General features: G+C 28.7%; 20 protein-coding genes and 1 other annotated feature. Of the genes, 2 read left to right on the forward strand and 18 right to left on the reverse strand.

Annotated elements, in window-relative coordinates; all coding sequences use genetic code 11:
* Positions 1-2 precede the first annotated feature (2 nt).
* Both ACUSRV_RS01275 and alaS read right to left on the reverse strand, forming a co-directional pair.
* Positions 3-260 carry an IreB family regulatory phosphoprotein gene (locus tag ACUSRV_RS01275; protein ID WP_490140096.1) on the reverse strand — a complete coding sequence of 86 codons (258 nt, stop codon included), beginning with the start codon at positions 258-260 and terminating at the stop codon, positions 3-5.
* Positions 261-315: 55 nt separating this feature from the next.
* Positions 316-2,961 carry an alanine--tRNA ligase gene (gene alaS, locus ACUSRV_RS01280; protein WP_490140097.1) on the reverse strand — a complete coding sequence of 882 codons (2,646 nt, stop codon included), beginning with the start codon at positions 2,959-2,961 and terminating at the stop codon, positions 316-318.
* 72 nt (positions 2,962-3,033) lie between these two features.
* Positions 3,034-3,255 (reverse strand) — a binding site (T-box leader).
* A gap of 151 nt (positions 3,256-3,406) precedes the next feature.
* Here alaS and ACUSRV_RS01285 point away from each other — a divergent pair.
* Complete coding sequence (locus ACUSRV_RS01285; RefSeq protein ID WP_490140098.1) at positions 3,407-3,826, forward strand: hypothetical protein; 420 nt, start codon at positions 3,407-3,409, stop codon at positions 3,824-3,826.
* 80 nt (positions 3,827-3,906) lie between these two features.
* Here ACUSRV_RS01285 and ACUSRV_RS01290 read toward each other — a convergent pair whose 3' ends face one another.
* The 16 genes from ACUSRV_RS01290 to ACUSRV_RS01365 all read right to left on the reverse strand — a co-directional run bounded on the left by ACUSRV_RS01290 (position 3,907) and on the right by ACUSRV_RS01365 (position 21,147).
* A complete protein-coding gene (locus tag ACUSRV_RS01290; RefSeq protein WP_490140099.1) occupies positions 3,907-4,041 on the reverse strand; it encodes a hypothetical protein in 135 nt (44 codons plus the stop codon).
* A 77-nt stretch (positions 4,042-4,118) separates the two neighbouring features.
* Positions 4,119-5,204: a tRNA 2-thiouridine(34) synthase MnmA gene (gene mnmA, locus ACUSRV_RS01295; protein WP_490140100.1), complete on the reverse strand. Its 1,086-nt coding sequence runs from the start codon at positions 5,202-5,204 to the stop codon at positions 4,119-4,121.
* A 49-nt stretch (positions 5,205-5,253) separates the two neighbouring features.
* Positions 5,254-5,700 (reverse strand): Fe-S cluster assembly scaffold protein NifU, encoded by a 447-nt coding sequence (nifU, locus tag ACUSRV_RS01300; protein ID WP_490140101.1) that lies wholly within the window; start codon positions 5,698-5,700, stop codon positions 5,254-5,256.
* A gap of 15 nt (positions 5,701-5,715) precedes the next feature.
* Positions 5,716-6,903: a cysteine desulfurase NifS gene (gene nifS, locus ACUSRV_RS01305; RefSeq protein WP_490140102.1), complete on the reverse strand. Its 1,188-nt coding sequence runs from the start codon at positions 6,901-6,903 to the stop codon at positions 5,716-5,718.
* A gap of 30 nt (positions 6,904-6,933) precedes the next feature.
* Positions 6,934-7,377, reverse strand: coding sequence for an RrF2 family transcriptional regulator (locus tag ACUSRV_RS01310; RefSeq protein ID WP_490140103.1), 444 nt, complete (start codon positions 7,375-7,377; stop codon positions 6,934-6,936).
* A 154-nt stretch (positions 7,378-7,531) separates the two neighbouring features.
* Positions 7,532-8,470, reverse strand: coding sequence for an ROK family protein (locus ACUSRV_RS01315; RefSeq protein WP_490140104.1), 939 nt, complete (start codon positions 8,468-8,470; stop codon positions 7,532-7,534).
* Positions 8,471-8,568: 98 nt separating this feature from the next.
* A complete protein-coding gene (locus ACUSRV_RS01320; protein WP_490140105.1) occupies positions 8,569-9,339 on the reverse strand; it encodes a GNAT family N-acetyltransferase in 771 nt (256 codons plus the stop codon).
* 115 nt (positions 9,340-9,454) lie between these two features.
* Positions 9,455-10,717, reverse strand: coding sequence for a replication-associated recombination protein A (locus ACUSRV_RS01325; protein WP_490140415.1), 1,263 nt, complete (start codon positions 10,715-10,717; stop codon positions 9,455-9,457).
* Positions 10,718-10,866: 149 nt separating this feature from the next.
* Entirely contained in the window at positions 10,867-11,652 is a 786-nt protein-coding gene (codY, locus tag ACUSRV_RS01330; protein WP_490140106.1) for a GTP-sensing pleiotropic transcriptional regulator CodY, read from the reverse strand.
* A gap of 150 nt (positions 11,653-11,802) precedes the next feature.
* Positions 11,803-13,881, reverse strand: coding sequence for a type I DNA topoisomerase (topA, locus tag ACUSRV_RS01335; protein WP_490140107.1), 2,079 nt, complete (start codon positions 13,879-13,881; stop codon positions 11,803-11,805).
* A 33-nt stretch (positions 13,882-13,914) separates the two neighbouring features.
* Entirely contained in the window at positions 13,915-15,012 is a 1,098-nt protein-coding gene (dprA, locus tag ACUSRV_RS01340) for a DNA-processing protein DprA (RefSeq protein ID WP_490140108.1), read from the reverse strand.
* A 129-nt stretch (positions 15,013-15,141) separates the two neighbouring features.
* Positions 15,142-16,167: a polysaccharide deacetylase family protein gene (locus tag ACUSRV_RS01345; protein ID WP_490140109.1), complete on the reverse strand. Its 1,026-nt coding sequence runs from the start codon at positions 16,165-16,167 to the stop codon at positions 15,142-15,144.
* 76 nt (positions 16,168-16,243) lie between these two features.
* Entirely contained in the window at positions 16,244-17,770 is a 1,527-nt protein-coding gene (locus ACUSRV_RS01350; RefSeq protein ID WP_490140110.1) for a YifB family Mg chelatase-like AAA ATPase, read from the reverse strand.
* Between the two features lie 10 nt (positions 17,771-17,780).
* Positions 17,781-18,134: a YraN family protein gene (locus ACUSRV_RS01355; protein ID WP_490140111.1), complete on the reverse strand. Its 354-nt coding sequence runs from the start codon at positions 18,132-18,134 to the stop codon at positions 17,781-17,783.
* A gap of 101 nt (positions 18,135-18,235) precedes the next feature.
* A complete protein-coding gene (rnhB, locus tag ACUSRV_RS01360) occupies positions 18,236-19,006 on the reverse strand; it encodes a ribonuclease HII (RefSeq protein WP_490140112.1) in 771 nt (256 codons plus the stop codon).
* Positions 19,007-19,116: 110 nt separating this feature from the next.
* Positions 19,117-21,147 (reverse strand): thioredoxin domain-containing protein, encoded by a 2,031-nt coding sequence (locus ACUSRV_RS01365; RefSeq protein WP_490140113.1) that lies wholly within the window; start codon positions 21,145-21,147, stop codon positions 19,117-19,119.
* Between the two features lie 162 nt (positions 21,148-21,309).
* On the opposite strand from ACUSRV_RS01365, the gene ACUSRV_RS01370 reads away from it, so the two are divergent.
* Positions 21,310-21,663, forward strand: coding sequence for a DUF2512 family protein (locus tag ACUSRV_RS01370; protein ID WP_490140114.1), 354 nt, complete (start codon positions 21,310-21,312; stop codon positions 21,661-21,663).
* The last annotated feature ends 62 nt before the right edge of the window (positions 21,664-21,725 follow it).

Genomic DNA, 21,725 nt, shown 5'->3' on the forward strand with positions numbered 1-21,725 from the left:
ACCTACCTTTTATCTAGATATTCCTGTAATATAACCTCTAAGATCTCATCTCTTTCAAATTTTTTAATTATAGATCTAGCATTATTATGACTTGTTATATAACTAGAATCTCCTGATAATATATATCCTATAATTTGATTTATAGGATTATATCCTTTTTCTACTAGTGCTTGGTGAACTAATTGTATAACTTCTTCAACTGTAACTTTTTCTTGATTTACAGCTTCAAATTTCATAGTATAATCCATATTATTATCCATAAATAACACCCCTTATTTTATTATGATTAAAAGGAGCGTATAAACGCTCCCCAAATTACTTAACTTGACTTTCAAGTACTAATGCTGCATGACTTAGAGCTTCATCTACATTAGATACACCCGGTGCTCCAGCTTGTGCCATATTAGGTCTACCTCCACCCTTTCCACCAGCTATTTGAGCAATTTCTCTAACTATGTTTCCACAGTGAACTCCTTTTTCTAGCACATCTTTAGTTGCTGTAACTACAAAGTTAACCTTATTATCTGCTATATTTGCAATTACTACAACACCTGAATTCATCTTATCTCTTATATTGTCTGCTGTAGTTCTAAGTGTATCCATATCCATGCCTTCAAACTTTGTAGATATTAAGTTTACTCCTTTAACTACAATCTTTTTATCAAGTAAATCTCCTGCTGATTGCAAACTAATTTTAGTCTTCATTTCATTTAATTCTTTATTTAATTCCTTATTTTCATCAACTATAGATTTTGCCTTATTTAATATATTGTCTTCTTTAGTTTTAAGAAGAGAACATATTTCACTTATAGTTGATTCTTTTTCACTCATATAGTTATATACACCCATCCCAGTTATAGCTTCTATTCTTCTAACTCCTGCTGCTACACCGTTTTCAGATAGTATTTTGAATAATCCAACTTGAGCTGTATTTTTTAAGTGAGTTCCTCCACATAATTCCATAGAATAATCTCCCATAGTTACAACTCTTACATTATCACCATATTTTTCACCAAATAATGCAGTAGCACCTTTTTTCTTAGCCTCTTCTATAGTCATGTTATCTGAAGATATATCAAGACCTTTCATAACTACTTCATTTACTTTAGATTCTATTTGATGTAATTCCTCTTTAGATATGGCCTCAAAATGGGTAAAGTCAAATCTAAGTCTTTCTGGAGTAACAAGAGACCCTGCTTGTTGTATATGATCTCCTAGTACTTCTTTAAGTGCTTTGTGTAGTATATGTGTTGCTGAGTGACTTCTAGCACTAGCCATTCTAGTAGTTTCATCTACTTTCGTATTTAGTGTCTCTAGTGTATTTATAATTCCAGATCTAACTATGCCTATGTGTTGTATGATACCATTAGGTCCTTTTTTAGTTTCTTTTACTTGTACAACTATATCTTCATTTTCATTAACAAGAAGTCCACAATCTCCTACTTGACCTCCACCTTCTGGATATAAAGTAGTTTTATCAAGTATTATTACAACTTCATCTCCTACCTTAGCACTATCTACTATTTCATTATCTTTAACTATAGCTTTTATTGTACCCAAAGTTTGGAAATTATTGTATCCTTCAAAGTCTGTTTTTATACTTTTATCTAGTTTTGAAAGTGTATCTTCTTTCCATCCATCAATATCGTTGTTTTGTCTAGCGCTTCTAGCTCTTTCTCTTTGTTTTTGCATTTCCTCATTAAATCCAATTTCATCTATTGAAAGATTTTCTTCTTCTAAGATTTCTCTAGTTAAATCTATAGGGAAACCATAAGTATCGTATAATTTAAATGCATTTTCTCCACTTAAAACATTAATATTATTATCCCTTAATTCACTTATATATGAGTTTAGTATTTCGCTTCCTTGGTCTATAGTTTCATTAAACTTTTCTTCTTCTATTTTTATTACCTTTTTAACGTAGTCTTGCTTTTCTACTAACTCCGGATAAGCATCTCCACTTACTTTTATAACTTCATCTACTAATTCATATAAAAATGGTTCTTTAACTCCTAGTAACTTTCCATGTCTTGATGCTCTTCTAAGTAATCTTCTTAAAACATATCCTCTTCCTTCGTTAGATGGTAATACTCCATCTGCAACTAAGAAGCTTACAGCTCTTATATGGTCAGTTATTATTCTTATAGATACATCTGTCTTTTTATCTTCTCCATATTTTTTACTTGATACTTTTTCAATGCTGTTTAATACGTGTTTTATAGTATCTATTTCAAATATAGAGTCAACATCCTGCATTATACAAGCTATTCTCTCAAGGCCCATTCCAGTATCTATATTAGGGTTTGGTAATCTATTATAGTTACCTTCTTCATCTTTATCAAATTGAGTAAATACGTGATTCCAAAATTCTAAGAATCTATCACAGTCACATCCTGGCTTACAATCAGGACTACCACATCCGTATTTTTCTCCTCTATCAAAATATAACTCTGAACATGGACCACAAGGACCAACACCTATTTCCCAGAAGTTATCTTCTTTTCCAAGTCTAACCATACGTTCAACTGGTACTCCTATTTCTTTAGTCCATATATCAAAAGCCTCATCATCATCTTGATACACGGAAACCCATATCTTATCTTGTGGCATATTAAGATGTTCAGTTATAAATTCCCAACCCCACTCTATAGATTCTCTTTTAAAGTAATCTCCAAATGAGAAGTTTCCTAACATTTCAAAAAAAGTCCCATGTCTTGCCGTTTTACCTACATTTTCTATATCACCAGTTCTTATACACTTTTGACAAGTGGCCATTCTTTTATTTTGTGGCTCTTCTTTGCCCATAAAATATGGTTTAAGAGGTGCCATTCCTGCATTCACAAGTAATAAGCTCTTATCATTTTGAGGTACTAGTGGATAACTTCCAACAGCTAAATGATTTTTAGATTCAAAGAAATTTAAGAATTTACTTCTTATTTCATTTAAACTCATCTTTTGCATTTTATTTCCTCCCATTCATGTAATATTTATATTATCTTTTTAACAAAAACAAAAAAACTCACCTCTATATAATATAGGGGCGAGTTTGTATCTCGCGGTACCACCCTACTTACTGCAAAATGCAGTATCTCTGGTACAAAACCTTCGTTATAACGGAACTACCGGCAACTTCTACTAATTTCAAAGTTGCTGCTCTAAGGCTGCTTCAAATACCCTATTCTAAAGACTTTTCAGCCATGAGTCTTCTCTCTGTAAGATATCAGATAATTTACTATTCCTTTTCATAGCATTTTTCTCAAAAATTGTAATTTTATATTAGTTATATTACTAGATTTTGCACAATTAATCAATACTATACCTGTAAATCACTCGATTTATTTTATTTTTTTTAAAATAAGTGTATAATTAGATTGGTATAAAAGATTTTAATACTGGAGGTGACATAATGGGTGTTTTTATAAGTCTTATTTTATGTAGTGCATTATCTAGAATACTTTTTTATGGGTTCATATCTTTTAATAGTAAAAATAATAGAATGAAAATTACAATTCCATTATTAACTTTATGTACAACCTACATATTTTTGTTGACTGATATAATAGCTACAAAAAAATATAATATTTATATGGTTCTTATTTATATCTTTTACGAACTTTTAGCTACTTTAATAGATTTTAGTATATACAAAGAAATAACTAAAGTTAAAAATAACTTTAAAATTAAAAACAATAATATTACTGTTTTTACATTATTTCCATTTTTTAAGATATCAACTAGAATATTTGAAAAGGAAAAGTTATTATTTATAAATTGCTTTGGCATAAAAGAAGTATGTATAAACCAAATAGGTACAAGAGCAGTATAAAATTTGCTTTACTAATGTCGCCAACAACCTTGAAAAACAAACCTATTATATAAAAAGGAGTGGCAATTTGCCACTCCTTTTTATATAATAGGTCTTCTTCTTTTTGATCCTCTTGAAAACATTTTTTTCTTATTATTTACTTTAGTATTTGCTGCTGACATTAAAAAACCATATGTAGCAGCGCCAATTACTGCACTTGTAATCATTTTGCGCATAAGTTGCCCTCCTCTCAAGATATTAATATTATTATCTGTAGGACTAACTTATATATACTGCATAAAATTTTCATATTTTACAAACTTTTTTCTATTATTCCTCCACCTACTACAATATCATCTTGATACATAACTACAGATTGTCCTGGAGTTATAGCTCTTTGAGGTTCGTCAAATACAACTCTTATTTTGTCTTTATCTTCTTTATAAACTGTAGCATTTGATACTTTTGCTGAATATCTTACCTTAGCTTGAACCTTTATAGGCTCATTTATTTCATCAAAAGGTATAAAATTCACATCTTTAGCTATAAGTTCACTACTAAATACTTCTTCATGGTCACCTAGTACAACAGTATTTTTTGCTGAGTTTATATCTACTACAAACATAGGCTTTCCAAATGTTATTCCAAGTCCTTTTCGTTGACCTATGGTATAATTTACTATACCTTTGTGTTTTCCAAGTATATTGCCTTTAGTATCTACAAAATAGCCTTCTTCTATTTTTTTATCTGTATTTCTTCTAACATAATTTGCATAATCGTTATCTTTAACAAAGCATATTTCTTGACTGTCAGGCTTATCAGCAACTATTATTCCTATTTTTCTAGCTATTTCCCTTGTCTGATCCTTATTATAATATCCAAGTGGAAGTATTGTATGTTTTAACTGCTCTTGATTTAAATTATATAAAGCATAAGTTTGATCTTTAGCTATAGTTACAGATTTTTTAAGTGAATATCTATCTATACTTTCATCATATTCTACTTTTGCATAATGTCCTGTAGCAACATAATCGCATCCTATTTGACGTGCCTTTTTGAAAAACTCATCAAACTTTATATATTTATTACATGCTATACATGGATTTGGAGTTCTTCCTTTTAAATATTCATCTATAAAATTGCTTATTACCTTATCTTTGAATTGCTCTCTAAAATTCAAAACGTAAAATGGTATGCCTATTTTTTCTGCAACTCTTCTTGCATCTTCTGCAGCTGCAAGGGAACAACATCCACCTTCGTTTTCTATAAGGTCGTCGTCATCGTCTTCCCACAGTTTCATAGTTACACCAATAACGTCATATCCTTGTTCTTTTAATAAATAAGCTGCTACAGAACTATCAACTCCACCGCTCATTCCTATCATAACTCTTTTTTTCATAACTCACACCTCCAAAAACAAAACCCGGGATTTCCCCCGGGTAATAAATCTATTCTTCTTCTTCAAGATCATGGTGATGATCGTGATCATCATCTATAACTACATCTTCTAATCCTTCTATATTTACATTGTGATTTTTAGCATAATCTATTAATGCAGCTTTAACAGCTTGTTCTGCAAGAACTGAACAGTGCATTTTAACTGGTGGAAGACCATCAAGTGCATCAGCAACAGCTTTATTAGTTAATCTTAAAGCTTCTTCTATAGTCTTTCCTTTTATCATTTCAGTTGCCATACTTGAAGTTGCTATAGCTGAACCACATCCGAATGTTTTGAATTTAACATCAGATATAATATTGTCTTCTATTTGTAAATAAACTCTCATTATATCACCGCATTTAGCATTTCCTACTTCACCTATACCACTTGCATTTTCTATTTCCCCTACATTTCTAGGGTTCATAAAATGGTCCATAACTTTTTGACTGTATTGCATAATTAGCACCCCTTACTATTTATTTTCTTTAGTTGCTTTTTCATATAATGGTGACATACTTCTTAATCTTTCTATTATAGGAGGAAGATTTTCTATTATAAAATCTATATCTTCTTCTGTTGTAAAATCACCAATTGAAAGTCTTAGTGATCCATGAGCTATTTCATGAGGTAAACCTATTGCCATTAATACGTGTGATGGGTCTAATGATCCAGATGTACATGCAGATCCACTTGATGCTGCAATACCTAACATATCTAGCATTAATAGTATGCCTTCACCTTCTATAAATTCAAATGCGAAATTTGCATTTCCAGGTAATCTAGATTCTAAACTACCATTAATTCTTGTATAAGGTATTTTTTCAAGTATTCCATTCATTAACTTAGTTCTAAGCTTAGTTAATCTTTCTATATGTTCGTCCATATGTTCTTTAGCTATTTCTGCAGCCTTTCCATATCCAACTATAGCTGCTACATTTTCTGTTCCTGCTCTTCTCTTTCTTTCTTGAGAACCACCATGTACGAATTGTTGAAGCTTTGTTCCTTTTCTTATATACATAGCACCTATACCTTTAGGACCATATATCTTGTGAGATGACATACTCATTAAATCTATATTTAATTCTTTAACATCTATATTTACACTTCCTGCAGCTTGAACAGCATCTGTATGGAATATTATATTATGCTTTTTAGCTATTTCTCCTATTTCCTTTATAGGTTGTATAGTACCTATTTCATTATTAGCAAACATTATAGTTATTAATATAGTTTTATCAGTTATAGCTTCTTCTAATTGCTTTAGGTCTATCATTCCTTTTGAATCAACATCTAAATATGTTATTTCAAATCCATGATACTTTTCTAAGTAATCACAAGTATGAAGTACAGCATGATGTTCTATTGTAGTTGTTATTATATGATTTCCTTTATCTTTATGAGCAAAAGCTACACCTTTTATAGCCCAGTTATCCGACTCTGTACCACCAGCTGTAAATATTATCTCTGATTGATCTGCATTTATAAGATTTGCTACTTGTTCTCTACCTTTATCTATTGCATTTTTTGCATCTCTACCAAATGAATGAAAACTTGATGGGTTTCCAAAAGTTTCTGTTAAATAGGGCATCATAACATCTAATACTTCTTTTTTCATAGGAGTTGTTGCAGAATAATCCATATATAATCTTTTTTGTTCCATTAAATTCATCCCCTTGTCTATTATATTTGTTTATATCATATAATTGAAGTTGTCTTTATTTTGATTTTTCATGTGATCATCTATCATATCTTGCAAAGTTATAGAGTTTATAACTTCTTCAATACTAGTTTTTATTTTTTCCCATACTACTTTAGTTACACATTCTTCTGAGTTTGAACAGTTTTCAGAATCAAGTACACATTCTGATGGTGCAACAGGTCCTTCCAGTACAACTATTATGTCTCCAACAGTTATTTTATCAGGAGTTCTTCCTAATAAATAACCCCCTTGGGCACCTCTTATACTTTTTACTAATCCTGCTTTTCTTAAAGATGCAAATATTTGTTCTAAGTACTGCTCTGATATATTTCGTTTTTGTGCTATATGTTTAAGCGGAACTGGTCCACTACTTTCATTTAGAGCTAGTTCAAATATTGCTTTAAGGCCGTATCTTCCTTTGGTTGATAGCCTCATTTGACCACCTTCTTCACTTAATTTGTTAAATCTCGACCGGTTTAGTATGCTTTACAAAATAAAGTATAGTATAACCTACCAAAATTGTCAACATTAAAATTAACAATTAAAAACGTTTTTTGTCAAACTTCAAAAATTATATTTTATTCTGTTTTTAGCTTAACACTGAAGACCCTATTATACCTGCATCATTCCCAAACTGAGCTATTACTATGTCTGATATTTCAACATCTTCAAATATTATATGTTTTTTTACTAGTTCTTCTAATCCATCTAATATTATATCATGTGCCCTAGATACTCCTCCTCCTAGGGATATAACTTCTGGATCAAATGAATGAACTAAATTTGATATACCTATAGCTAAGTAATTTTTAAATCTGTTTATAATCTCAATTGCCACTTCATCATTTTCTCTATAAGAATCAAATACAATTTTCGCATCTATACAGTTTATATTATTATTAGCTTTTTCTAATATTATACTTTTTCTTCCTTCATTTATAAGTTTTTGTGCATATTTTATTATAGCCGTGGCAGAACAAAAGGTTTCAAAACAACCATTATTTCCACAATTACAATTATAGAAATTTTCTCCTATTATCATATGTCCAAACTCCGAGGCTATACCGTGTGCTCCAGAAAATACTTTTTCATTTATTACTATTCCTCCACCTACTCCTGTTCCCAATGTTAGCATTATCCCTATATTAGTACCCTTCATGCTTCCATACTTAGTTTCAGCAAGTGCAGCAACTGTTGCATCATTTTGCGCATATACTTGTATGTTAGGTAGAAGTTCTTTTAACTTATTTATAAGAGGAACATTATTCCAATTAATATTTACACAAGTTGCCTCTCCTTTTTTATTTATAGTTCCTGGTATTCCAAGACCAACAGATTTTATATCTTTCATAATAAGTCCATTTTCTACAACTATTTTTTTTACCAAATTTGCTATATCATTTACTATATTATCAAATCCACTTTCAATATTTGTCTTGTATTCACCTTTTGCAATTATATTTCCGTTATAATCCACTATTCCAGCTTTTATTCCTGTACCACCTACGTCTATTCCTATACGATACACTATAATATCTCTCCCTTATAGTTTACTGGTTTTATCTTATGTTTAAATTTTCACATATGTGTATATTTTTGTCAATAAAAATAGGTCGCTTTTGCGACCTATAAACTATACATTCTCCATATTCCAATATCTTTAAATCCTAGCTTCTTATATATCCTTCCTGCTTTTGGATTATCATAAAATAGGCAAAGTGTTTTATTTTCATTTAGGAGTTCTCTACATAAAACAGCCATACAAGATGTTGCATACCCTTTATTTCTATATTCTGGATGAGTCCCTACTCCCACTATCATTGCAGAACAGCTATTTTCTGCTGTACTTTTAGCCATAGCAATTATTTTTCCATCCTGCTCTATGCAATATCCTCTTCCACTTTTTAGACCTGTCTTTATTGCTTCAATACTCATATTATCAAATTCATCAATATCACTATATAGTTTTGATATTTTATTTAGGTTATTAAATTTTATTTTTTTTATATTTTTATTTTCTTCGAAACCCTTTAAATTTTTATCACTATCCATTTTACAAAAAAATGCATCCCTAGTTTTTTTAAATTTAAACATATTTTTAAACGGCTCAATTATACTTTTTTCTCCGCTTATTTCATCAAATTCTAATTCTTTTATTATATTATAAAAACCTTTTAAATCGTATTTATCTCTTGAATAAAATATAATATGATTAAAATATTTTAAAAGTACACCTATAATATTTCCTCTTCTATCGACCTCACCCCATACAGTAAGAAAATAATTATCGTATCCATAATTTTCAATATCTCCTATTATAAACAGATTTATTTCTGGTTCTTTTTTTATATATTCCATTAATCTTTCATGATAGCTTTGATCTAATTTAATTATCATTAGAAATCCCCCTTGAGTGCTTAAAAGTATATTTATAAATTTTATGTACTAGCCTAAGCATAAATTCTATAAATTTTTTAAAAGAAATATAAAAAGGCCCTAAATCTAGGACCTTTTACGTTTCTTTTAAAAATTCAATATATTTTTTTATATTTTGTTCCATCTTATTATCCCCTGGGTTATAGTATATTTCATCTTTTATACTGTCAGGCATATATTGTTGATTTATATAATTGTTTTTATAATTATGAGGATATTTATATGTAATTCCTCTTTTTAAGTTATTAGCACCAGAATAATGATTATCTTTAAGATGTGTAGGTATATCTGAAATATAATTATTTTCTAAATCATCTAATGCTTTAGTTATAGCTAAACATGCTGAATTTGACTTTGGAGACGTAGCCAAAAGTATAGTAGCTTGAGAAAGGGGTATTCTAGCTTCTGGAAAACCCAATTGCATAGCACTATCTACACATGATTTTACTATAGTTATAGCATTTGGATATGCAAGCCCAATATCTTCACATGCTATAACCAAAATTCTTCTACATATGCTTACTAAGTCTTCGCTTTTAACAAGTCTTGCTAAATAATGAATAGATGCATCTGGGTCACTACCCCTTATTGACTTTTGAAAAGCACTTAGTATGTCATAATGGCTTTCTCCTTGTTTATCATAATTTAAGGTTTTATTTAGTGTACAGTCTTTTATAACTTCTTCATTTATATGTACAATATTATTAATATCAGGCCTTGTAGAATATATAGCTAGTTCTAATATATTAAGTGCCCTTCTCATATCACCATCACAAGAATCGGAAATATTTTCAAGTGCTTTGTCATTATACTTAATATTTATATAACTATCTTTTCTTACTATATCAACTGCACGGCTTAATCCTTTAATTATATCTGTTTTTTGTAGTGGTTTAAATTCAAAAACTAAAGATCTACTTAAAATAGCTTTATATATATAGTGGTAAGGATTTTCAGTTGTACTTGCTATTAATGTTATCTTTCCATTTTCCATAAATTCCAATATTGACTGTTGCTGTTTTTTATTAAAGCTTTGAATTTCATCTATATATAGAAGTGTTCCATTTAAATTTTCTATAGAATCAAGTTTAGATATTATTTTTTTTATGTCTTCTAAAGATGAATTTGTAGCATTTATCTCATAAAATTTTTTATTACTAATTTTTGCTATAATAGTAGCTATTGTTGTTTTTCCTATTCCAGGAGGACCAAAAAATATCATATTGCTTATATGATTTGCTTTTATAATTCTCGTTAATATTTTATTAGGTCCTAGTATATGAGATTGGCCTATTACTTCATCTATATTATTCGGTCTTATTTTATCAGCCAACGGCATAAAATCCCCTCCAAACAAAAAATTCGCTTTGCTCATGTCGCCAACCACCTTGAGAAGATGGTCGTTTGCTCAAGTTTATCAGTTGGAAATTATCATTTCCTAAAATTTAAGAGGTATCTATAATTCTTATATAGATACCTCTTAATTAACTATCTGTTATTTTTTAATTTTTTTAACTCATCCATTAGTTTATCATTTAATACCCTTATGTGAGTTCCTTTCATTCCTAATGATCTTGACTCTATAACTCCTGCACTTTCAAATTTTCTTAATGCATTCACTATAACTGATCTTGTTATACCTACTCTATCTGCTATTTTACTTGCAACTAATAATCCTTCTTTTCCGTTTAACTCTTCAAATATATGCTCTACAGCCTCAAGTTCTGAATAAGATAATGTACCTATTGCCATTTGTACAACAGCTTTCTTTCTCATTTCATCTTCTAATTCTTCACCTTTAGCTCTTAATATTTCAAGACCTACAATTGTAGCACTGTATTCTGCTAATACTAAATCTTCATCACTAAATTTTTCATCAAATCTAGCTAATACCACTGTACCTAATCTTTGTCCACTACCTAATATAGGTATTACAGTAGTATACTTATCATATCCTGATATATCATTTGGGAAAACTTTTAATAATTCGTCTCCTGTTAAATTATCTAGAGTTTCATTTAATTTCATGGCATTTGCTGTGTATTCTAATGGAAACTTCTTTTCATGAGTTTCTGGATCTGCTACAAGTGCACTGCTTTTTTCATGGAATAAATAAAGTCCTAATACCTTACCTTTAGAACTTAATATATATATGTTAGAATTTAATACGTCTCCTAACACATTTGACAGCTGATCAAAAGATACATTAGTACCTCCAATAGCCTGTAGTGCTTTATTTATCGTTCTTGTTCTCTCTAGTATCTGGCTTGCCACCGTTAATCATCTCCTAATAAAATTTATATGAAATCTTCATTACATAATCAAGTAAAGTTTTTATATTTGTCTATACATTTGAATACATTTGAAATATTATCACAATTTCGAAGAATATTCAATAGTAAATCAATAAAATTTAAACAATTTTTAGCTTTTTTCGACTTTTTTTTCATTTTTACATTCTTTGTTTGAGCAAACTATTTTAGTTTCGCTTTTATTTTTCTTTTCTATCATATATGAACTACATTCAGTACATATATCTCCACTTGGTTTATCCCAAGATATGAAGTCACATTGAGGGTAGTTAGAACATCCATAAAATACTCTACCTTTTTTTGACTTTCTAAGTATTATTTCTCCAGTTTCACATTTAGGACATGTTATACCGGTTTTATTTACTAATGGTTTTGTATTTTTACATTCTGGATAGTTTTTACACGCCATAAACTTTCCAAATCTTCCGTACTTTATAACCATTGGAGAGCCACAATTTTCACAAACTTCATCAGTTTCTTCTTCTATATCTATTTTTTCTATTGTTTTCAAAGCTACTTCTATTTTCTCTTTTACAGGTTCATAAACTTCTGATATAACTTCTTTCCATTGAGTTTTTCCTTCTTCTACATCATCTAGCATGTTTTCCATTTGAGCAGTAAAATCTACATCTACAAGCTCTTGGAAGTTATTTTCTAGTATGTCAGTAACTATTGTCCCAAGTTCAGTTGGAGATAGACTGCTTCCTTCTTTAATTACATATTCTCTTGCGAGAACTGTACCTATAGTTGGAGCATAAGTACTAGGTCTACCTATTCCTAATTCTTCTAATGTTTTAACCAAACTAGCTTCTGTATACCTAGCTGGAGGTTGAGTGAAATGTTGGTCTGGCAAAATATCTTCAATTGTTAAAATACTTTCTTTATCTATATTCGGAAGTATTTTATCTTCTCTATCTGTTATGTTATATATTTTCATATATCCATCGAATTTAAGTTTTGACCCTGTAGCCTTAAATAAATAATCCCCTATTAGGCAAGATACATTTAATACATCAAATACAGCATCCTCCATTTGGCTAGCTACAAATCTTCTCCATATAAGGTTATATAACTTATATTGATCTTTTGTAAGTGAATCCTTTATAGAATCAGGGGTTCTATCTACAGATGTAGGTCTTATTGCCTCATGAGCATCTTGTATTTTTTTATTAGATGATTTAGATTTTTTTTCGTCCTGTTTTTTGTAATAATTATCACCGATTTCAGTTAATATATAATCTCTTACTTTTTCTGTAGCCTCATCTGATATCCTTTGTGAATCCGTTCTTATATAAGATATAACCCCGACGCTGCCTTCTCCTTTTATATCTATACCTTCATATAATTCTTGTGCTATCTTCATAGTTTTCTTTGTTGTGAAACCTAATTTATTAGCAGCTTCTTGTTGTAACATACTAGTCTTAAAGGGCTGTGGAGGAGATTTTTTTCTGTTCTTAGATTCTATATTATCTATAATTATATTTTTATCTTTTATATGGTTTATTATTCCACTTACTTGTTCTTCATTTTCTAACTCCATTTTTTTATCATTTGTTCCATAAAATTTAAACTCTATTTTTTTATTTTTTTCGTTTTTAGCTATAAGATTTATTGTCCAATATTCTTGTGGAACAAACTCTTTTATTTCTTTTTCTCTATCACATATTAACTTTGTTGTAACTGATTGTACCCTTCCCGCACTAAGTCCTTTTCTTATCTTTTGCCAAAGTATAGGGCTAATTTGATATCCTAATAGTCTATCCAAAACCCTTCTAGCTTGTTGAGCATCTACTAAGTCTTGGTCTATAGATCTTGGACTTTTTATAGCCTTTTTTATAGCATCTTTTGTTATCTCATTAAATTCTATTCTACATTCTTGAGTTTTGTCTAAAGCTAATATATGTGCTAAATGCCAAGATATAGCTTCTCCTTCTCTATCAGGGTCAGTTGCTAAATATACTTTCTTAGCCTTTTTTGCTTCTTTTTTAAGTTCTTTTATAACATCACCTTTGCCTCTTATATTTATATATTGAGGTTCAAAATTATTTTCTATATCAACACCTAGTTTACTTTTAGGTAAGTCTCTTATATGTCCTACTGAAGCTTTTACTGTATAGTGATTTTTTCCAAGAAATTTCTCTATTGTCTTAGCTTTAGCAGGCGACTCAACGATGACTAGATTTTTCGCCATTAAAACTGCACCCCCACTAATTTATCCAAATTGTTATTGCAAGTTAATACTATATATTTTATTTTTAAATTCTGTAACTATACCTTTAATTTCTAGAATATTCAAAATTCCACATACATTTTTTATATTTAAGTTTGTATAATCACAAATTTGATCTATGTGAACGTTTCCATATTGAGTTAATGTATCGAATATAATTGTTTCTTCTGATGACAGACCAATATTTTCGATTTTTTTCTTTGCTAGTTTTGAATTGTAAAACAAATTGTATTCATTAATTATATCTTCTACATTATCTATTAACTTTGCTCCTTCTTTTATTATTTTATGGCAGCCTTTGCTCATTGCAGAATTTATGTTTCCAGGAAGAGCAAATACATTTTTACCTTGTTCTAGAGCAAAATCTACAGTTATAAGCGATCCACTTTTTTCTCCTGCTTCAATAACTAATACCCCATCGCTAATGCCACTTATTATTCTATTTCTCATAGGAAAGTTACTAGGTGTCACCTGAGTATCTAAATTATATTCCGATATTATAAGTCCACCATCATCTAATATATACTTAGCTAAATGTTCATTTTGCTTTGGATAAGGTTTATCAACACTAGACCCAAGTACTGCTATCGTCTTTGCTTTTCCTTTTATACAACCTACATGAGAGTAATAATCTACTCCTAATGCAAGCCCACTAACTACATTTATATTTGCATTAGATAACTGCTCACTTAAATTTTTAGAAGCCCATACTCCATATGGAGTTGGTTTTCTAGATCCTACCACTGCTATAGACATATCATTAAGTATATCTATATTGCCTTTATAAAACAACACATGTGGAGGATTATGAATGTTCTTTAACTTAATTGGATAACTTTCATTATCTATTGTCATATAGTTAATATTACTTTTATTTAGTTTTTCTTTTATTTCTTCTAAATAATGACAACTTTTATATTTTACTATATTTTTCTTAGTATTTAAATTTATATTTTTTATCTCATATATATCTTTCTCTGAAATATCTAAAAAATATTCTATATTTCCAACATGTTCTTCTATTTTATTTATTGTTTTGCTTCCAACTCCATTTATAGACCATAACAACAAGTATATATCGTCTTTTTTCATTATTATTTCTCCTTAATTAGTTTTCAAATTAATTATATACCTGTTTTAAGTTAGATTATACATTACCATTGAGAATATTCAAAACCTTTTTTAAAACAAGAAAAAAATAGAGGCCTTAACCTCTATTTTTTATATATCCAAAATATCCAGTTTATATCCCTTTTCTTTTATAATATCTATAATATTCTGCAATACATTTTTATTACATACTGTATTTAATCTTATTATAGCTCCATTATGAATTGAAGATTTTATTTTATCTACATTATCATGTTTATATGCCAAGCTCCAAAAGATTATTTTATATCCCATTTGTTTTATTAAACACAACATTTTTTCACTATACATACCATAAGGAGGTCTTATTATTTTACTTAGCTTTTTATTAGTCAGTTTTTGAAAACCTTCCTCAACTTCTGTAAGTTCTTCGTAAAATTCTAGCAAGTCACTCATCATGTCTGTAAGTGGTTTATATGATTTTGAATAACTTCCAATTATATGTCCTTCTTTTAATATTTTCTTTATCATATCTGGGTTTTCATTTATATATAATCCAGTTGCAAAAAAAGTAGCTTTAGCATCATTTGCCTTTAAAGTATCTAATATTACATCTGTGTATCCTTCTTCATTAGTTAAATCAAAAGTTAAGTATGTAACTTTATCGTAGGTATTCCCAACATAATATAAATTGTAATTATCTACGTCTATTGGTGTTTTTATCTCCGGTTCTTTATTATTATATTGCTCTATATAATACCAAGAATAAGGTGTAGTACTTACAGCACAGTGTGAAGTAAAAATTTTAGTATAGTAACCACATATCCATTCATTATTTCCTATTTTGTACCACCCATTATCTACTTCTAATACATCTACTATAGAATTTTGTTTTAATACTTTACCTATATGAGCTTTATGAGTGCCTTCTTTTCTAACATTTAAAAGTTTGGCTGTAGTTATAACAGTTTTTAATATAGCAGATATTTTTGTATCTTCGGCACATATCCATTCTCTTGATCCTAACTTTATCCATCCATCCGTATGATCTTTGACATACCATTTAGAGTGTTTTGAAATAGTTTTTATTATATCGTAATTAGTTCCAGGTCCACTTCTAACATCAAGGTCATTAGTTATCATTATAACTTTTTCCATTTTCATCCCCCCTTATTATATCCTATTTACATAAATAAAAAAAATTCGCTCTTTTATTAAAAAGAACGAATTTTTATTATTTACCAAAATAGTTATAATATGCTTTTCTAAATGACAACGCCTCTGATATATGATTTATATCTATATAATCGCTATTTTCTAAATCTGCTATTGTTCTAGATGTTTTTAGAAGTTTATAATAGCTTCTAGAGCTAAAGTTATATTTATTAAATGCACTTTTTACAAAGTCTTTAGCTTCATTAGTCATTATACAATATTTTTCTATTTGAGATGCTTTTATTTCACTATTTGTATATATATCATCTTTTTCAAATCTTTTCATTTGTATCTCACGTGCACTTTTTACTCTTTTTTTTATATCAACTGAAGCTTCAGTATTATTCTTAGATTCAAACTCATCAAAGCTTACAGGATTTACTTCTGTAAATATGTCAAACCTATCTAAAAGAGGTCCAGATATCTTATTTAGATATCTATTTATCTCATGTGTTCTACATTTACATTCTTTATCAGACAAATAGAAGCCACAGGGGCACGGATTCATAGATGCTATAAATAAAACGCTACAAGGATACCTTAAATTCATTCTAAGCCTTGATATATTTATATATCTATCCTCTATAGGTTGGCGAAGCGTTTCAAGTATATTTCTATTAAATTCAGCAATCTCATCTAAAAAAAGAACTCCTCTATGAGCTAGTACAACTTCTCCCGGCTTAGCATCTGCTCCACCACCAATAAGAGAAGTCTTTGTTGTAGTATGATGAGGAGATCTAAATGGCCTTTGCTTCATTATGCCTATATTTCCATCTATAAGCCCTGATGCGCTGTATATCTTACTTACCTCTATTATTTCATCTTCTTCTAGATCTGGAAGTATAGATACTACTCTTTTTGCAATCATTGTTTTTCCAGAACCAGGTGGACCGATCATTATAATATTGTGGTTCCCAGCTGCAGATATTTCAGCCCCTCTTTTAACAAAATAATTTCCTTTAACATCTGAAAAATCGTCTTTATAGTTATCTATGATTATATTGTTGTTATCATTTATATATGAAGATATACTTATATTTTCACTTAGATGTTCTATACACTCTTTTAGATTGTTTAATGGATATATCTCTATTCCTTTTATATATGAAGCTTCTTTTGCATTTTCAGATGGTAAAAATACTCTTTTTATACTACTATTTTTAGCATTTATTATAATAGGAAGTACTCCTTTTACCTTTTTTAATTTACCATCTAATGATAGCTCTCCTATAAATAAACTTTCATTTATAAATGTATCATCTATTAATGTAGTATTTTTCAATATACCTATTGCTATTGCTAAATCAAAATAAGATCCTTCCTTTTTTATATCAGCTGGAGATAAATTAACTATTATTCTAGAGTTTGGAAAATTAAACCCACTATTTAATATGGCAGATTTTACTCTTTCTTTAGATTCTCTTATTGATGCATCAGGAAGTCCTACTATATTAAATGTAGGTATACCATTTGATATATCAACTTCTGTATCTATAATAAATCCATCTATTCCTACTATTCCACTACTTTTTATTATACTTAGCATTTATTCCTCCTTAATTACTCCAAAATGCATTTTCTATATGATTTATGTTATTGTCTCTTAAGTAGACCTCTATTACATCATATCTTAATTTACTGTTATTTAACTTATTAGCTAATATATATACTTTAGACGTATTTAGTATTTTAAATTGTTTTTTCATATTTACTGCTTCTGATGGATATCCATAATTTAAATTATTTCTAGATTTTACTTCTACAAATACTATTTTATCTTCTTTTTTTGCTATTAAATCTATTTCTCCTATTTTATTTCTATAATTTTGTTCTAGTATAATAAATCCATTTTCAATTAAATAATTTCTAGCTATATCTTCACCTATAGCCCCTATTTGTCTATTATTCATATATATTCTCCTTTGTAATAAATCTTACAATTTGAATTATTCCTATTTAAATATATATTTATACATAAAAAAGGTAGCTATATGTAGCTACCTTTTTTGCTTTATAAAATATTTTTTAAGAAACTTTTTCTATGTATAGGAGTTATACCATTTTCCTCTATAGCTTTGTAGTGATCTGCTGTTCCATATCCCTTATGCTTTGCAAATCCATATTCGGGATATATTTTATCATATTCATACATTATACTATCCCTTGTAACCTTTGCTAATATACTTGCTGCTGCTATACTAATTGATTTAGAATCACCTTTTATTATAGGATTTTGTGGTATGTGTACATTAGGTATTGTTGCTGCATCTATAAGTAAATAATCAGGAGATTTTTTAAGACAATTTAAAGCCTTTTTCATAGCCATATAAGTTGCATTTAGTATATTATACTCATCTATTTCTTCATTATTCACTATACCTATTCCATAATCTAGAGCTTTTTCTTTTATTATCTCAAATAATTCATCTCTTTTTTTCTCACTAAGTTTTTTTGAATCATTTATGCCTTCTATTTTAGTGTATTTATCAAATACAACAACGGCTGCAACAACTGGTCCTGCAAGTGGACCTCTGCCAGCTTCATCTATACCTCCTATATATAAATAACCCTTCTCGTGCCCTTCTTTTTCAAAATATCTAATTAATTCTAATCGTTGTTCTTCTTTTCTCATAGCATCTAATTTTTTTGCAAGTTTCATAGCTATATTTTGAACTGACTTTCTATTGTCGTTTTTTAATACTTCTATATATCTCAAATACTCATCTTCTTCAATATTTAATATCATTTCATTTATTTCTTTGACACTTTTATTTTCAAACATATCATCATCTCCTTCAATTAATAATAACATCTACTATGTAATTATTTCAATAAAAACAAAAGGTCAGAGACTTAGGCCTCTAACCTTAAACAATTTATTTATCATTCAAACTAACTATATATTGTATTTATAATTTGTTGTATATCAGTTATAGGAGGAAGACAATTAAAATTTTTACATATATAAGCTGTTGGTTTATTCTCTATCTTAGATAAATCCTTAACACTCTTATTTAATTTTCTTATTTCCCCATCATCAGCCAATATTATATTTAAAAATGGGTGATATTTTTTATTTAACATATCTATTATTTCTTTGCTTTCTTCCAAGCTTCCAACTATTTTCACATCTACTTTAGAAGATACATTGTATAAGTAAGAACTTAGAAACATAGTATATCCTCTAGGAAATCTATCTATTTCGTTGCCGAATGTTTTAAATGATTTATCAGCATAGTCTATAAAAGTTAAATCATCAGTTAGTTGTGCAAGTCTTAATAAATTATATATGGCTACAGAATTCCCACTAGGCATTGCTCCATCATATACTTCTTTTGGTCTCATAATTAATTGTTCGCTGTCTTCTCCGTATATATAAAATCCGCCATTTTCTTTATCATAAAAATATTTTATCATATCTTTTGTAAGTTCATATGCCTTTGATAAATACTTTGTATCAAATGTAGATTGATATATTTCTATAAGTCCATATACAAAAAATGTATAATCTTCTAAGAATCCTTTATTAGCTATATCACCATCTCTATATCTACTATACAATCTTCCACTTTTATCTATCATAGTGTTAATAATAAAGTCTGCTGATTTTTTTGCTGAATTTATATATTCTTTATTTTTCAAAACCCTTCCACCATAAGTAAAGGCAGCTATCATAAGGCCATTCCAAGAAGTAAGTATTTTATCATCTTTGTGGGGATGAATTCTACTTTCTCTAACTTTAAATAATTTATCTATATAGTTATTACATTTTAATTTTTCTTCTCTAGATATATCTAGGTTATTGTTTATAAGATTTGGTATATTCTTTCCTTCAAAATTCCCACTTTCTGTAATATCGTATCTTTTATTAAATTCTTCTCCTTCTTTCTCTCCTAAAACTTCTTTTATTTCATTAGGAGTCCATACATAAAACTTCCCTTCTACTCCTTCACTGTCAGCATCTTCCCCTGAATAAAATCCACCTTCAGGAGATGTCATAACCCTTAATATATAAGTAAATATTTTATCTACTACTTCTTTATAAATTTCATTTTTTGTAAGTGAATAATTTTCACTATATGCAAGTGCTAAAAGAGCATTGTCATATAACATTTTTTCAAAATGGGGTGCTAGCCATTTTTCATCTGTAGAGTATCTAGAAAATCCATATCCTATATGGTCAAATATTCCACCTTTATACATAGATTCAAGTGTGTAATTTACTATATTTAAAGCTTCATTATCGTTTTTAATATATGCATATTTAGTTAAAAAATTCAGATTATGAGGTGTTGGAAATTTAGGAACTTCTCCAAATCCACCGTACTTGCTATTAAAGCTATATTTCAAATCATCAACTGCTTTTTCTATAATCTCATCTTTTAATTCACTAGATTTATCAAATTCTATATAATTAGTTACTTTAGTTTTAAATTTTTCACTAAATTCTAATAAATCTTGCCTTTTATCTACCCATGACTCTTCTATATTTTTAAGAAGATTTATAATTCCTGTCCTTCCATATTTATTGTATTTAGGTATGTATGTTCCTGCAAAAAATGGTTTTTTATCAGGAGTCATTATTATAGTCAAAGGCCAACCACCAGACCCAGTATATAATGTACAAAATGTCATATAAATAGTGTCTATATCAGGTCTTTCTTCTCTATCCACTTTTATGGATACAAAGTGTTTATTAAGTATTTCTGCAACTTCTTCATCCTCAAATGATTCTCTCTCCATAACGTGACACCAATGACATGTGCTATATCCTATACTTAAAAATATAGACTTATCCTCGTTTTTTGCCTTTTCAAATGCTTCTTCACCCCAAGGATACCAATCAACAGGGTTATATGCATGCTGTAAAAGATATGGAGATTTTTCATTAATCAATCTATTTGATTTTTCATTTTTATTCATATAATTCATCCTTTTTTAATTAGTAGATTATTATATATATTCCCCATTTGTACTTTTAATATATAGCTTAAATGTATAACAAATATATATATTACATAAGATATGTTAGTAAAATTGCTATATGGTATATTTGAATAGATTTATTTATAAGGAAGGTGTAATATGAGCGATACGGCAAAGTCATTATTATTTAAATTTTTAATGACTTTAATAATAGGTTGGGTAGCTTTTGGATTTTTAGATAATAACCCATTTAGCTGGATTTTAGCATTTGCTGTAATAGGAACAATAGCTAATTATTTAATTGGAGACCTTTTAGTTTTACCTGGCTTAGGAAATATAGGTGCAGCTATAGGTGATAGTGCTCTTGCTGTAGTTCTTGCATACATTTTAGACTTAATGAGTTTTACATTTGATACTACAGTAACTAATTTAGTTGTTCTTGGAATTTTGGTAACTATTGGTGAATATTTCTTCCATGGATACTTATTAAATAACAATAAATTTGTTCCTTAATAATATCTTTAAATTAAAAATAGTATGTTTCAAATTTTTTTGAAACATACTATTTTATTTAC

Source organism: Sporacetigenium sp. TC11, from assembly GCF_058146105.1.